Genomic DNA, 14,380 nt, shown 5'->3' with positions numbered 1-14,380 from the left:
GACCCATAATCACAAATGCCATTTGTTATGGGACGCTGGGGGGCCCACCCTGCTCCAGCTGCGGGCTTCAGGGGTAATGCGTCCCGGCCTTCGCCGGGACGACGGTGGGCGGGACGACGGTGGGATTGCGTGTCTGGCAAGGGTTGACGGCCATTATCCGCCGCGCCATTGAGCAGGGACCCAGAATCCTCTTCAGAAAGCCGCCATGCCCGTTCGCCTGGACCGACAGAGCGCCGATTTCGACCAGCGTTTCCGCGATTTCCTGGCGGCCAAGCGCGAGGTATCGGCCGACGTCGAGCGCGCCACCCGCGCCATCGTCGACGACGTGGCGGCTCGCGGCGACGCGGCGCTGCTCGAGGCGACCAAGAAATTCGACCGGCTCGACATCGACGCCGCCGGCCTGCGCATCACCGCCGCCGAAATCGACGCCGCGGTGGCCGCGTGCGACCCCAAAACCGTCGAGGCGCTAAAATTCGCGCGCGACCGGATCGAGACCTTTCACCGCCGCCAGCTGCCGAAGGACGAGCGCTTCACCGATGCCGCCGGCGTCGAGCTCGGCTGGCGCTGGAGCGCGGTCGATGCGGTCGGGCTCTACGTGCCCGGCGGCACCGCGGCCTATCCGTCCTCGGTGCTGATGAACGCGGTGCCGGCCAAGGTCGCCGGCGTGCCGCGGGTGGTGATGGTGGTGCCGGCGCCGGACGGCAAGCTCAACCCGCTGGTGCTGGCGGCAGCAGGTCTCGGCGGCGTCTCGGAGATCTACCGCGTCGGCGGCGCCCAGGCGGTGGCGGCGCTGGCCTATGGCACCGCGACGATCGCGCCGGTCGCCAAGATCGTCGGCCCCGGCAACGCCTATGTCGCCGCCGCCAAGCGGCTGGTGTTCGGCAAGGTCGGTATCGACATGATCGCCGGCCCGTCCGAGGTGCTCGTGATCGCCGACGACACCGGCAATGCCGACTGGATCGCGGCCGATCTGCTGGCGCAGGCCGAGCATGACGTCAGCGCGCAGTCGATCCTGATCACCGACAGTGCGCGGCTCGCCACCGATGTCGAGCGCGCGGTCGAGGCACAGTTGGCGACGCTGCCGCGTGCGGCGATCGCGCGGGCCTCGTGGGACGATTTCGGTGCGATCATCATGGTCGCAAAGCTCGACGACGCGGTCGAGCTCGCCAACGCGATCGCGGCCGAGCATCTGGAGATCATGACCGCGGACGCCGAGGGCCTGTCGAAGCAGGTCCGCAATGCCGGGGCGATCTTCCTCGGGGCCAATACGCCCGAGGCGATCGGCGATTATGTCGGCGGCTCCAACCATGTGCTGCCGACCGCGCGCTCGGCGCGGTTCTCCTCGGGCCTCGGGGTGCTTGACTTCATGAAGCGAACCTCGATCCTGAGGTGCGGGCCGGATCAGCTTCGTGCGCTCGGGCCCGCCGCGATGACGCTCGGCCAGGCCGAGGGTCTCGATGCCCATTCACGTTCCGTCGGATTGCGCCTCAACCTCTCATGAACAAGCCACCAGACGACGAGGATTCCAACAATCGCATCGTCGCGGTGACGCTCGACGAGGAATCGATCGGCCGTTCCGGGCCCGACATCGAGCATGAGCGGGCGATCGCGATCTACGACCTGGTCGAGCAGAATCTGTTTGCGCCGGAAGGCGGCGCCGGGCCGGGGCCCTACACCCTGCACATCGCGATCACCGGCAACCGGCTGATGTTCGATATCCGCAAGGAGGACGGCGCGCCGGTGGTCGCGCATCTCTTGTCGCTGACGCCGTTCCGCCGCGTCGTGAAGGACTACTTCATGATCTGCGACAGCTATTATCAGGCAATCCGGACAGCTACGCCGGACAAGATCGAGGCGATCGACATGGGCCGCCGCGGCATCCATGACGAGGGCTCGCGCACGCTGCAGGAGCGGCTCAAGGGCAAGGTGCGCGTCGACTTCGAGACCGCGCGGCGGCTGTTCACGCTGATCACTGTGCTGCACTGGAAGGGTGAGGGCGGGCAATGATCGGAATGACGCTTGACGGGGGCGCGCCCCGGTCGAAAAAAGCCTGATCGCATGGAAGCGCCGCGCGCGCGCAACCCGCAGGCCGTGCTGTTCGCATGCGGCCTCAACAGCGTGCGCTCACCGATGGCCGAAAGCCTGCTGCAGCAGATGTTCCCGCAAGGCCTCTATGTCCGCTCGGCCGGCGTGCGGAAGGGCGAGCTCGACCCGTTCGCGATCGCCGTGATGGCCGAGCTCGGCCAGGACATCTCCACCCACAAGCCGCAAACCTTCGAGGAGCTCGAGGACTGGGAAGGCCTGAACTTCGACCTGATCATCACGCTGGCGCCGGAGGCCCACCACAGGGCGCTCGACCTCACCCGCACGGTCGCGGCCGATGTCGAATACTGGCCGACGGTGGACCCGACCGGCACCGAGGGGACACGCGAGCAGAAGCTCGCTGCCTATCGCGAGGTCTGCGACGGCCTGTTGCTGCGCATCCGCCGCCGTTTTGCCAAGGGCGCGGCGAACCTGTGAGGCTTCGCGAGGCGTGCTCCGATTCGCAGAACGCCCCTTGTCGCCAGACTGACAAACAGCTGTGCTTATGGGGCCTTGTCGCCCACGGGGGAAGCGCGATTCGCAGCCGGTTCCAAGGTTGTGCATCCATGCCCCATCCGATAGGTTCCGCCCGCGTCCGTCCCCCCGATTCAGCCCAAAAGCCCGCATGCTAGGCCGTCCCAAATTCGTTCTTGCTTCCGGTTCGCCGCGGCGGCTGGCCCTGCTCAACCAGGCCGGCATCGAGCCCGATGCGTTGCGTCCGGCCGATGTCGACGAGACCCCGCGGCGGGGCGAGTTGCCGCGCGCCTGCGCCAATCGGCTGGCGCGTGCGAAAGCGGACGCCGCGCTGAAATCGGTGCAGCTCGACGACGATCTGCGCGGCTCCTTCATCATTGCCGCCGACACCGTGGTCGCGGTCGGCCGCCGCATTTTGCCGAAAGCCAATCTGGTCGACGAGGCTGCGCAGTGCCTGCGGCTTTTGTCGGGCCGCAACCATCGCGTCTACACCGCGATCTGCGTGGTGACGCCGCGCGAGGCATTCCGCCAGCGCCTGGTGGAGACGCGGGTGCGCTTCAAGCGGCTCAGCGACGACGATATCCAAGCCTATATCGGCTCCGGCGAATGGCGCGGCAAGGCCGGCGGCTATGCCGTGCAGGGCATCGCCGGATCCTTCGTGGTCAAGCTGGTCGGCTCCTACACCAATGTGGTCGGCCTGCCGCTCTACGAGACCGTGACCCTGCTCGGCGGTGAAGGCTTTCCGATCCGCCACGGCTGGCTCAACGCCGTCGCGGTGTGAGATCTGACGAGTCTCTCTTCCGGCGCCGCATTAGCACTGCACCTCTCCCCCTGTGGGAGAGGTCGGAATTCAAGCGACAGCTTGAATTCCGGGTGAGGGGTCTGCCTCCGCGGACAGAAACCCCTCATCCGGCGCTGCGCGCCACCTTCTCCCACCAGGGGAGAAGGGAAGTGGGCCAGCGGCGAACGTGGAACACGCAGTCGCCTTCTCAATCGCCAACTGGTGTAAACTCCGCCCAGCCATGACCGACCAAGCCCGAACACCCCCTGCCACCGCGCGCGCCTGCCCGATCTGCAGCAAGCCCGCCCAGCAGGCTTTTCTCCCGTTCTGTTCCCCGCGCTGCCGCGACGTCGACCTCAACCGCTGGCTGACCGGCCGCTATGTCGTCCCCGGCAGCGAGGACGACGTAGAGGACGGGTAATAGCCAAGATTTCCCAACAAGTTGGGGAAAGTGCACAGGCCGGGCTCGCCGCGCCGAAACCTTTGGCGAAGGCGGGTGGACACGGCGCCCCGACCTCTCTATAAACCGCCCGCTCGCTGCGGCCTTTTCGGCCCCGCGAGTATGCCCAGGTAGCTCAGTTGGTAGAGCATGCGACTGAAAATCGCAGTGTCGGTGGTTCGATCCCGCCCCTGGGCACCATGAATTCAATCACTTAACTGGCATCGAGCGCCCGAGTTAGACACTTCCGGTCGAGAGTTAGACAATTATGTTCGCGATTTGCTCCCCAGCGGGTCGAGCTTTGCGACCACATCGCGCATGCGATCCGAGGTGTCGGCGCTCTCGGTGTAATGGACCGCCATCGCGACGGTCCGTTGGCCAAGCCAGCGGCGAACGGTGTCGATGTCGTAACCGGCCTCAACGAGCATCGTGCCGAAGCTGTGGCGCAGGCCATGGAACGTCAACCCGTCCCCAATCAAGCCATCACGCTTCAGCTTGGCCATCGCTTTGATAAAGCTCGAATTGAAACCACTCTCGGTCCACGGCGTGCCGTTGGTGGTTGCGGCCACAGTTATGGCATCGTGCGGCGGCGCTCTATCGAGCAATTCGACGAGATCAGAGTGGATCGGAAGTGAGACCTCCTGCCCGGTCTTGTTCGTGCGCCGCCAGATTTTGCCATCCCTGAACGCACTCTTCTTTAGCGACAGCACGTCACCCTTGCGCAAGCCAGTGAACATCGCCAACGCAACCGGTAGTTTCAGCTGCTCGGTTATATGAGCGAGCACGTTTCGGCGCTCAAGCATTGTCCATGGCCGATTGGCTATTGGCGCGACTCGCGAACGCCGAATTCTTTTCACCCCCTTGACAGGATTATCGCGAAGGATGCCGTGCTCCTTGCCGTGCTCACAGGCCACCGACACGACGGCCATCACGTAGTTCGCTTGTCTTCGACCGTGCTTTTCCGCGATCCTATCACGTAGACCGGCAATGAATTGCGGAGTCAACTCAATCAGTGGCATCTCGTCTATTGGCTTAAGCAGGTTCATCATCCGTGAGTATCCCTGCCGCGTTGCTGGAGCTAAGTCAGCGAAAGTCAGTGAAGCTCTGTAATATGCGAATAGCTTTCCGAGAGTGCCTGGCAGAGCTTCTCGCTTCTTATGCTTGCGCTCTATCGAAGCTAGCTCCGTTATAAATTCCGGCGTGCCAAATTCATACTTGAGCCGCGTGCCAGTTGCGCGATGGTAGCAATAGATGCGCCCCTTAGAGACGTAGCGTTTCAGCCCTTTAACTCTGATGACCGTCATGGTTTCGCTCCAGTTCGGCTAACCAATCCTTTTCTATTTGCTGCCCATTTCCGAGATCATCGATCCACTGGTCCAGATTCTGGCGGTCGAAACGGCGAAGCCGAGGTCCTGGACCGAGAGCGACGGGTCTGAGGGGACAATGTTTTTGAAACATCGGAACACTGACGCCGCAATAATGCGCCGCTTCCTTAAGCGTCAGCAAGCGTCGCTCGATGGTGCAATGCCTCACCTGCATCTGTTGGTCCAACGTTCATCTAAACGCTAATTCCGAGATCGCGAAGTCGCGCCTGCTGCGCGCACAGCGCCGACGATCCAACCGCCAGCGATAGGCTAAGTTTGTGGAGCGACGAATGCCAATGATTTGGTGCGTAGTAAAACAGCAAAATTTGAGGTGTTTTCCTCGCGATGCGGGCGCTAGTCAGAGAAAAGAAATTTTGAAATGGCGTCCTCTATCGAAATGCTATCGATCTGCTTTTGCAGGGCGCGTGCATTTGTGATTGCGGTCACGACTTCCGCCTCTAAAATTTCCGGATCGATCATTTTCAGTCCGAGATGGACGAACTTAGTTGAGTACTCTGAAAACTCCTTATGTCCGCTCTTCCCCAATACCGGTTGACGAGGCGTTTTGATTGGCGTTCCGGAAAATTCTGCCCAGAGCTCGGCGAGCTCCAGAGCAGGCCAAACGTAACCAGCAGCAGGTCGGCCCCTTTTTCGCGGACCCGCTATAACTCCTGTGCCCCACTGAAGCGCGAGCACCATCGTCGCGAGGTAGTATATGGTCTGGGAGAGCTGTCCCCACGGATTATCCATACTGATCGGATTGTTTGGAATTGAACGTGCCGCAGTCAAAATCTGCTCCATGTGAGTGATGTCTACAAATCTGAGCCGTTCGGCTGCGGTCTGCAGGGAAGTTGTAGCTGTCTTCAGCGCATCGCAGATTTCGGAGATGCGCTTAAAATAGGGTAGTTCGGTGCTAGGAGGCTTCTTCTTTGAAGATCGTGCCGGGGCGATTGGAGGTACGCTGAAATTTTGCTGCAAGAGATTGTAGTTCTTGTCCTGATACCTTGAACGGAAGACGGAGATTGTTGCGCCGAGGCGAATGCGAAATTCATCGAGGCCATTTTCGTCAATCCATCGTTTCAACGGCTCCAGCTGACTGATCGCCTTGAACTCGGCAGGAAAATCGCGATCCAAGGTATAGACATATTGCAGATCATGCTGACGTCGCGTGATGCGATGCGGCTTACCCGGACGACCGCTGTTTCGGACCGGTTTGCTCTTCTTCATGGTGATTCGAATCCCTGGTGCACGGAAAATAGCAAAAGCAGAGGGGATTAAACGCGCAGCGTTTCTTTGGACCTGACCGACGCGGAAGTATAGATGGGTAGCTCCATTCATTAGGAGCCAACCAATGACCTCCCAACCTTCACCTCACGCGCCCTCGGACGTCGTCGCCGAGTGGCCCAAAGGCCCGAACGAACTCGTTCGCGTAAGCCTCGGAAAATATCACGGCCATACCATCGTCAACATTCGTGTCTGGTACCAAAGCTCGGGCGAGACTTTCCGGCCGAGCAAGAACGGCGTCAGCCTGGGTTTGGCCAAGCACGCGCTCAAAATAAGGAAGGCGTTGAAGAAGGCAGAAGAGATCGCCAGGGTAGAGGAGGGCGGCCGTGAGTAAATCCCCGATCCCGTTCAACCCTGGTCGCTTCGACGGCGCATTGATCGAGCCGTTTTACTCCGTTGGCCTTGCAGCCGTGCCTTATAGGAGAGAACGCGAGAAACTGGTTCGGCTGCTCCGTAGCAAGCACCAGGACAATGAAAAGGCGCAGGCGTTGGCCGACACGCTGGAAGCCTGCGTCAAGAGCAGGCGTTGTAAATCGGCCGCATGTGCCGAATGTGCCCGCGCCAGTCAGAAGCTATTCGCCAGCACGGCAGCAGCGTTTCTAGCCAAGCAGAAAGGGGCCGGTCACCTCGTCTGCGTGAGCATCGTGCCAGCCGATGGTCGTTGCAAGCCTAAGGAGCTGGCTCCGGCCTATGCCGTTCGCAACGTGCGCCGATGGAAAGAGCGGCTCGGTCGTGCGGGTGTCACCTGGTTCGTCGGGGCTCTGGACTACAGCCTCAACGAACACGACACCGCACGCTACAAGCCCCATTGGTCCGAACACGTCTACGGACTGACCACAACGACCGACATGGACAGGCTCAAGAAGGAATTGCGTAAGCAGTTCCCAGCGACCGAGGAGATCCCGCGGCCGGTTAAGGTCAAAATATGGGATGGTGACCCCGATGCCTTGGCCTACATGCTCAAGCCGAACTACTGGCGTCGCGTGGCCACTGACGATGGCGAGCGGTTCACCAAGAATGGAATGCGGTCCTGCCGTGCCACCGATAAGCAGCGCCTCCGATCCAAAGAGAGGGTGCGGCTGGCCCTATACCTCGATGAGCTTGGTTTGCACGGTCGCCTCGTCCTGCGGTGGGCGCAATTTATGAATCGCGGGGCCACGGCCTCCATCGAGGAACGTGCGCCCAAGACCGTAGGCACGCGGATCGCCTGATCCCCGGAAATGAGAGGGCGGAAAGGCAAATATGAGCCTTTTACACCCTTTTTCGCCTTCGCAATGACAGAACTGCACTCATCGCCGCTGGCCATCCGTGCCAGCGGCGCGTGCCGATGAAGGCGTAAAGGCGGTTTGCAGCATCGCGTGTCGGCATGTGAGACGTGAGACACGCCGCGCGGCTGGCCCGGCACCGGCTTCAAAATTGCTCACCCGACCAGTGCTGGCGGCATCGTGCCCGCGGCCTGATAACTGGAGAAATTTATGACCACCTATAAGGGCACCATCAACGCGCCCAAAAGGCAAAGCCCCAGTCTGTCGCAACCGAAATGGTCTATCCGTCGGCTTCGATTCGGCACGCTCACCGGACCCGCGTCTGTCGAACTTTCATTCCCGACCGAGGGCGGCGGCATCAGCAAGATCATGGTCCAGCAGAGTGAACTCCGCCATCAGAAGACATTCTTGGATACGCTATCGAATCGTCTGCCGATCTTTCCGAAGAACGTCGGCTCCTCCGACAAGGCGCGCTTCGAGTTCGTGACCAAGCTGGTCTCGTCGTATGCCGGCCCTTTCGAACTCGTGCCGGAACGCACCGGCTTTATCGACATCGGCACCTTCGCAACATACAGCGAGGTCATTTACGCTGATGGACGACGCCAACCGATCCCTTCGGCAACCAGCGCAGGCGGCCGGACATTCACAGACGTGCGAGGTACCCCCCGTGGAACCGCGAAGCTCCTGAAACTCGCTCGACATTCGAGCTACTTGGCCTTTGGCATTGGTGTGGCCCTCGCTGCTGCGCTGCCAACCTATATCAAGCTGCGCCGTGATCAAACGGGCGAGGAACATAGCCAGTTGACAGAGACGGCGGTCTTCAACCTGTCTGGCCGTAGCAGCAGCGGCAAGACATCCCTCAGTCTGGCCGCCATGAGCCTCGCCGGTTCGCCTGAACGGGGCGGGACCCTAGATTTTAGCAGACGCGGCCTTGCCGAAACCGCAAGTGATAGTAACGATCTCCTGCTCGTGTTGGACGACACCGAGAAAGCCGAAGACGGATCGAGCGTCTTCGTGAAGACGCTCAAGAGCATCGTTCATACCGTACCCGGCGGGCGCTCGAAGCGGATCTCGCGCGGCCTCGATCAGACCAAGTTTCCGCAGTTATTCTGGAGTACCTTCGGCTTGAGTAGCAGCCCGCGACCGATCTCCGCGTTGGCAGCGGACTGCGGTTGGAGGATGACTCCCGGCGATCAGGTTCGTCTATTCAACATTCGGGTCCCCAGTTCCAAGAAGGGCGGCATCTTTGATTTGACTGAGGGCGGGGCCGAGAAGCGTGCCAAGCGCAGCATCAAGCTGATCGCTAAGCTCGAACGCGGCTACCAGAACCATCACGGCCATATCATACCGCAATGGGTACAATACCTGATGACCCACGACCGGTCGCAACGGATTCTGGAACTAGTCCAGCAGTTCATCAACCAGATCGGACCGCAGGACGAGGGTTGGGAAATCCGGTTCGCGCACAAATTCGCCTACATCTACGCCGCCATGATGATTGGGATCGAGGCGGGCATCCTTCCCTGGGAGCAAAGTTTGCCCTTGTGTGCGGCCAGCCGCTGCTACCGGCGGGCGCGTCGGGCCGTCACGACCGAGCATGATCGTTTCATCGAGCAAGCCCGTCGGCTGGACCGTCTGTTGAAGCAGAAGGGTCGCGTAGCTGATTACAACGGACGCACGCCTGTTGTCCTCACTGGCGGTTGCCTCGCGCTCCGCTATCGAAAGAAGGGAAGGAAAAAGATCGGCCTTCTCGACCAAGCACTTTCTGATTTTGCCGGATCGTCTGCGAGCAAGGCAAAATTCACCACCGCGCTGATCGCCTCTGGGCTGATGGAAGAAGGTCATGGGCACGCTGGAACGGTGCAAGAGCGTATTGAGATCGAGCGGCAAGGAACGGTGTCTAACCGCATCCGCCTCTGGTGTATCGATGAAAGAAAGCTCGCGAGTCTGCTAGACAGGGAAGGAGCTTCGTGAACGCAAAGGGTACGCGCCAGCCAGCGTCTACGCTTACCGGTGGTCCCGAGGGCCGGTCCACTGTGCCACGCCGAGCAAATGCATCCGATGACCAATCATCTTGTAAAGGACATTTGGATCCTGCGCTTGTTTACTCGGAAATTGTCGATTCAGAGGGCCAACCTACCCTGACAGGACGGACCGGGAACTTAATCCTGACGTCACTTACTGCTCGCACAATGCCGCTATTGCGGTACGACACGTCAGATGTTGTCACTGCAGTGCATGGCAATTGCCCGTGTGGTAGCTCATTTCCCCGAGTTTCGAACCTAATTGGTCGGCACTCGACATCCATCAAGACCGCTGCGGGTTTGGACTTTTCTGAGTACCGCTTGTGCTCATTTGTCGACGAAGCTGGAATCGAGGCCTACCAACTTTTGCATGTGGGCCCATCCGAATTTCGGATCATCACGCCGCCGCATATTGAGTTACACCCAACGAAGATCGCATTTCTCCAACGCAAATTCTCCGAGTACCTGCAAGAACAAACCATCGTGCAGGTAGATAACTCTGGCCAGTTCATTGAAACGGTGTCGGGTAAGCGAAACCTGGTCGTCAAGGCGTTTTGAATCGGCGAGTGTCAAGGAGGATGGCCTAGCGTTCAAAGCTGATTTTGATCTGACTTATCTTGGCGGCGTGTTGATCGGGTTTTACTTGCCAATTCGGCACACCCAGCGATTCCATTATTGGCCCGGATAAATCTCGGGAGCTGATCAGGATCGACCTCCCTTGCGAGCGCGTATTGCAGAGCCCGAGTCCATCTGCTGCGCGTTCGATGGTCGATTTCCGTCCACATCGTGGCCTCGATAATAACGCGCAGCGGATGCCAATTGGCACGCACTGGAACAGTAAGGATAGCAGGTGCGATTTCCAGCATAGCCGGAAGAAGCTCGTTATCGGCGAGATATTGGTAGCCTCGAAGAACAGCTCGGAGGTATCGATACTCAGCGAACCGGCGTTTACTCCTGGATACGCGGTCAGCCGTCTTTCGTATCTTGGTGATCCGGTCGACGATTTTGCGCTCGGATGGAAGCAAGGATCTGCGCGAAGACTTCATCAGCATCTCTCCCGTTGAAAAGCGATGCTGAAAATTAGCGTCTACGCGAATACTGGAGCGCCCTTTTCCTCAAGGCGACATTTTAAGCGACATTCGAGGCGAGAATAATCGGATCTTTCGTGCTTTATCGCGGCGCGCCTATAAACTTAATTCGCAAATGGACATTGCCGTTCTCTAAGTAAGGGGGCAACGATTCAGCTCTGTACCATCGTGTGATGCGGCACTGAGGAGCGTAGCGGCGGAGCAAGCTGAAGAATTGGTCGCGCTTCGATTTTGTATGAAAGACAATTCGGCGAGAACCGAAGTCTCCGGACATGTTGGCAAAATATCGTTTGGTGGTCCCTAAGCCCTTTATCTGCCCGACAGAGACCATCCCGATAATGGTGTTCGTAATCTGAAAGGCTGGCTTGGTTATCGTCTGACTGTTTGCGTCGCGAATTTCCGACAATCGGATCTTTCTGCGGAATACGTAAAGCGGATAAGAAAGCGTGTCTTTCGCGGCATTGAACGTCACGCCTAATAGCTGCGAAATAAGGGCAACGGGGCCTACCATGACGTACGTAACCGCGAGAAGAAGTACAAATAGGTCCGGTCCTGTGGTCGGAAAAAACGTACTCAGCGGCTTCTTCTCAATCGCAAATTGCTGAAAAACATAGTTCAAAATGAATAGACCAATGACCGAGAACGTAACCGGCAATTTGCAGCATTGGGTCCAATCAATCATTCGTTCGGTGGTGGGTGGTGCGTCGGCGTCGTGTAATTCATACTCCTCGTCCATTTGATCGGCTTGAGCGTCCGCGATCAATAAGGCGTCTTTTCGTTTGGGCGGCGCGTCCTCGCCAGTCGCTAACTCTGTTTCTCGGATCGGCTTCCACTCTCGCCAGCCCGTGCGCCATACCTGAGTCTCCGCGTCAATGATGTTGTCGCTGAGCAAGGCCCGAAGTGCACCGGCCGTGACCGGGCCTTCCTGAATGCGATTTTCGACGTAATACCAATGATCCTCCGGCGGTAGCGGAGGAGGTTGAATGTTGGCTGACATTGATGCCCCCAAAAGGCTCGTTGAATTTCGGGCGAAATAACTCAGGTATTTGGCAATAGGGACTATATTCCCTAGAGACTATATGCCTGATCGGGCCCAATCCATCAATGACGGACTGGGCGAAGGTCGTGGGCGGGAACGTTCGCCGACTGCGGCTTCAGAAAAAATTGACGCAGGAACAGCTCGCATTTGAAGCTGGGCTTGACCTGACTTACGTCGGTGGGATTGAAAGAGGTAAGAGAAATCCGAGCTTGGCCGTGCTAGTTAGGATTGCCAAGGTCTTCTCGATCCACCCGAGTAAGCTGCTCTCGGACTAGCGGATTCCGGTATTCATGGATCAGCATCAGCGTGACCAGTCGGTACGGCCGCTGGGTCGGCTGATCCGGACGCGCCTAATTCTGAAATGAAGCGACGCGATGGCGTAGCTCAATCGGCCTTACCGAACCATAAGCCCCGAAGCCATGCGAGTGCTGCGTTTCAGTATTCCTCGGCCAGCATAATGGTGATGATGCGTTCGGTTACAGATGGGTCAGATGGGTCGGGAGACCCCATCGTCATGTCTTTCGAGAAATAGTCAATCTTGAAAAATATTGTGCGGCCCTCAACAACGAATGATCCGAAATCGTGCTCTTCGTGAGGGTCGTTGTCGTGACAGAAATCATCGTAGAGCGAGATTGTTTTAAAGATCCGCTCAGCCACTTCGGGACCAAGAGCCGCTACGCCGGGTGTCATGAACGCCGCACCGCGAGTTAGGTCGCGGCGAAGTTCGTCATTGTGAAAGCGAATAAGTTCTTTCGGGTCGTCCATTTTGCGTGCCCATGGTTTGTTGGTCAAACGAAATGCTCATGCCGTGTTAGCGACCTGAGCCACGGAGATCGGTAGGAAGGGGAGATTTCAATCGCTGTTCAGCAATGCCACCGAGCTGACCGGTCGCACGAATTCAGATGCGCTTGGGTAGTCGCGCCACTTCAGCGTCAGCATGTCATTGCTTCGTTTGGTGATAATCGCGGGCCACCAACCATCATCGACCGTGTCCTGTGCGATGACGAGATGACCGGGCGCTAGCTGTGACCACGTCTTGGGAAGAGCTGCGGAAATTGCGCCGGGCTCTCCGCCTACTAATGTATTTACCTGGTCATAGAGCTGTTGATCGATATTCGGCACCAGCCCATTACCAGTGGCGTGAATTCGACCGGCCGGTAGTTTGTTCGCGATTTCGAAGTGCTTTCCGGTAACCGGTACAGCTAGCCGCAGACCCATCGCCGCCGCGGCTCTTGCCAACAGCGCCTCGTTCTCACCGATGAACCGTGCCGCGTGCGGTTTGCGATCTTTATCCAGTCCGAACATGATGATGGTCTTGGCCGAAGGTTTCTTAGCTTTGGGTCTTGTTGGCTTTTTGGACATGCAAGGCTCTCCTCTGGAATCAAAAGAGGCCCGCAACGGGCCTCATTTGGTGGTCTGATTGATGGTTAGTAGTCGTGTCTGTCGTTGGACGTGGCTTAGCCCGCGGCCCTTGCGTCAGGCATGCAGAGCCACGCGTTCGCAGCGAGAAAACAATGGACAACCCTTGTTGCTGCATCGAAAACGATCATCGATGGTGTTGCCGTTACAAATCCCGAGTTCAAGCTGAGCGCACCATCTCCAGATTGAGTGCTGGACAAATCTTGGAAAGATACGTGGGTAGTTTGGGTCGTATTGGCTTGCGTCAATTCGCGTAGCGATCCGGGCGATGATATCTGCGCATCCGCCCGTTCCGTAGCAGGCAGGTCCAAAAACGTGCTTCGCTCCGAGCCTGGGTTGAATGCCGGTACGCGATAGAAAGTTGTGCACCAGCGTATCGATGGCGATCATGCCCGAACCTGCTTCCATCCAGGTAGGTTTGCTCGACGGCGCGGCCATCAAGATATCGGACAGAGCCATATTCAACAATTTGTCGGACACGCCGAAAACGTTTCGCAGCGGCTCGATCAATGCGCTCCTCATCCGCGAGGCGCGTTGTATGGCCCTGCCGCTCAAACTTGCTCGATCAAGCGTTTGGTCGATCCAATCGACCAAGTTGCCTTCGGCAACATCGCGGATAAACAGGAAGAGCGAGTACGTTGTTTGGTTCAGACGTCCATTGCGCAGGTCGTGTCGAGGCAGTGAACAATAAGTAAGAATCTCCGGCTCCGCGCACGTCCGACCGTCCTTCCGATAGCCGCAACCGTGAAAGCTCCAGTAGCAGCGCAGCTTGGAGCAGGCCGGAGGTCTAAGGGTCGCTCGCTGTAGGTCGCGCCAGGTCGGGCGGCCGCGATGACCCATGTAGCTGCGTGCTGCATGATCACTGATGCCCTGCAGCGAAAACGCTTCCAGTAGGTGTTCGAACAGTCGGGGCGTGTCGTGATTTAGAATCGCGCGCCGTAGGTCGTTGGATTCTGCGCCGATCAGACTTTCTGCGCCAGCTAGGCGGCAAACGGTATCGACCAGTGTGACCGCACAATCCATAGACCGGCGACTGGCACCCCCGCTACGAAGTCGGGGCTTTCTAGACTTGCCGGGCCGCTTGCAGCTGGTCCGGCTTTCCCCCACTGCCTAGGCGACCA

Annotated in this window: 17 protein-coding genes and 1 tRNA gene; 11 read left to right on the top strand and 7 right to left on the bottom strand. The window is 58.8% G+C overall.

The features are described from left to right. The first annotated feature begins 205 nt into the window (after positions 1-205). The 6 genes from hisD (at position 206) to V5279_RS41070 (ending at position 3,977) form a co-directional block, all read left to right on the top strand. Entirely contained in the window at positions 206-1,501 is a 1,296-nt protein-coding gene (hisD, locus tag V5279_RS41095; RefSeq protein WP_338692485.1) for a histidinol dehydrogenase, read from the top strand. After that, positions 1,498-2,007, top strand: coding sequence for a UPF0262 family protein (locus V5279_RS41090; protein WP_166301465.1), 510 nt, complete (start codon positions 1,498-1,500; stop codon positions 2,005-2,007). The genes hisD and V5279_RS41090 overlap by 4 nt, the downstream gene beginning before the upstream one ends. Positions 2,008-2,058: 51 nt before the next feature. Further along, positions 2,059-2,520, top strand: a complete 462-nt coding sequence (locus V5279_RS41085) for a low molecular weight phosphatase family protein (RefSeq protein WP_166301468.1) — start codon at positions 2,059-2,061, stop codon at positions 2,518-2,520. Between the two features lie 187 nt (positions 2,521-2,707). After that, on the top strand, positions 2,708-3,337 hold the full coding sequence (locus tag V5279_RS41080) for a Maf-like protein (protein WP_166301471.1): 630 nt from the start codon (positions 2,708-2,710) through the stop codon (positions 3,335-3,337). Between the two features lie 241 nt (positions 3,338-3,578). Then, the gene (gene yacG / locus V5279_RS41075; protein WP_338692484.1) at positions 3,579-3,758 is read left to right on the top strand and encodes a DNA gyrase inhibitor YacG; all 180 of its coding nucleotides are present in this window, start codon (positions 3,579-3,581) and stop codon (positions 3,756-3,758) included. A 143-nt stretch (positions 3,759-3,901) separates the two neighbouring features. Next, positions 3,902-3,977 (top strand) — tRNA-Phe (locus V5279_RS41070). Between the two features lie 65 nt (positions 3,978-4,042). Here V5279_RS41070 and V5279_RS41065 read toward each other — a convergent pair. Next, positions 4,043-5,080 carry a tyrosine-type recombinase/integrase gene (locus V5279_RS41065; RefSeq protein WP_338692483.1) on the bottom strand — a complete coding sequence of 346 codons (1,038 nt, stop codon included), beginning with the start codon at positions 5,078-5,080 and terminating at the stop codon, positions 4,043-4,045. 414 nt (positions 5,081-5,494) lie between these two features. Next, entirely contained in the window at positions 5,495-6,367 is an 873-nt protein-coding gene (locus V5279_RS41060; RefSeq protein WP_338692482.1) for a hypothetical protein, read from the bottom strand. A gap of 124 nt (positions 6,368-6,491) precedes the next feature. Here V5279_RS41060 and V5279_RS41055 point away from each other — a divergent pair, with 124 nt between their 5' ends. From V5279_RS41055 to V5279_RS41040, 4 genes are all read left to right on the top strand, one after another. Next, positions 6,492-6,758, top strand: coding sequence for a transcriptional coactivator p15/PC4 family protein (locus V5279_RS41055; protein ID WP_338692481.1), 267 nt, complete (start codon positions 6,492-6,494; stop codon positions 6,756-6,758). After that, positions 6,751-7,635 carry a hypothetical protein gene (locus tag V5279_RS41050; protein WP_338692480.1) on the top strand — a complete coding sequence of 295 codons (885 nt, stop codon included), beginning with the start codon at positions 6,751-6,753 and terminating at the stop codon, positions 7,633-7,635. Before V5279_RS41055 ends, V5279_RS41050 begins: the two co-directional genes overlap by 8 nt. A gap of 264 nt (positions 7,636-7,899) precedes the next feature. Then, a complete protein-coding gene (locus tag V5279_RS41045) occupies positions 7,900-9,663 on the top strand; it encodes a DUF927 domain-containing protein (protein WP_338692479.1) in 1,764 nt (587 codons plus the stop codon). Between the two features lie 371 nt (positions 9,664-10,034). Next, complete coding sequence (locus V5279_RS41040; RefSeq protein WP_338692478.1) at positions 10,035-10,271, top strand: hypothetical protein; 237 nt, start codon at positions 10,035-10,037, stop codon at positions 10,269-10,271. 32 nt (positions 10,272-10,303) lie between these two features. Here V5279_RS41040 and V5279_RS41035 read toward each other — a convergent pair whose 3' ends face one another. Next, entirely contained in the window at positions 10,304-10,759 is a 456-nt protein-coding gene (locus V5279_RS41035; RefSeq protein ID WP_338692477.1) for a hypothetical protein, read from the bottom strand. A gap of 124 nt (positions 10,760-10,883) precedes the next feature. Next, complete coding sequence (locus V5279_RS41030; protein WP_338692476.1) at positions 10,884-11,798, bottom strand: DUF4339 domain-containing protein; 915 nt, start codon at positions 11,796-11,798, stop codon at positions 10,884-10,886. Between the two features lie 107 nt (positions 11,799-11,905). Between V5279_RS41030 and V5279_RS41025 the strand changes: the two genes are divergently transcribed. Continuing rightward, positions 11,906-12,115: a helix-turn-helix transcriptional regulator gene (locus tag V5279_RS41025; protein ID WP_338692475.1), complete on the top strand. Its 210-nt coding sequence runs from the start codon at positions 11,906-11,908 to the stop codon at positions 12,113-12,115. Between the two features lie 160 nt (positions 12,116-12,275). Here V5279_RS41025 and V5279_RS41020 read toward each other — a convergent pair whose 3' ends face one another. The 3 genes from V5279_RS41020 to V5279_RS41010 form a co-directional block, all read right to left on the bottom strand. Further along, positions 12,276-12,632 (bottom strand): DUF3768 domain-containing protein, encoded by a 357-nt coding sequence (locus V5279_RS41020; RefSeq protein WP_338692474.1) that lies wholly within the window; start codon positions 12,630-12,632, stop codon positions 12,276-12,278. Between the two features lie 60 nt (positions 12,633-12,692). Then, positions 12,693-13,202 carry a hypothetical protein gene (locus V5279_RS41015; protein ID WP_338692473.1) on the bottom strand — a complete coding sequence of 170 codons (510 nt, stop codon included), beginning with the start codon at positions 13,200-13,202 and terminating at the stop codon, positions 12,693-12,695. 114 nt (positions 13,203-13,316) lie between these two features. Next, positions 13,317-14,282, bottom strand: coding sequence for a hypothetical protein (locus V5279_RS41010; RefSeq protein WP_338692472.1), 966 nt, complete (start codon positions 14,280-14,282; stop codon positions 13,317-13,319). Positions 14,283-14,380 lie beyond the last annotated feature (98 nt).

Origin of the sequence: Bradyrhizobium sp. 26S5 (genome assembly GCF_036923295.1) — a bacterium.
Taxonomy (GTDB): Bacteria; Pseudomonadota; Alphaproteobacteria; order Rhizobiales; family Xanthobacteraceae; genus Bradyrhizobium; species Bradyrhizobium septentrionale.
The sequence above is the reverse complement of the archived record's forward strand: the minus strand, read 5'-3'. Positions and strand labels throughout refer to the sequence as shown.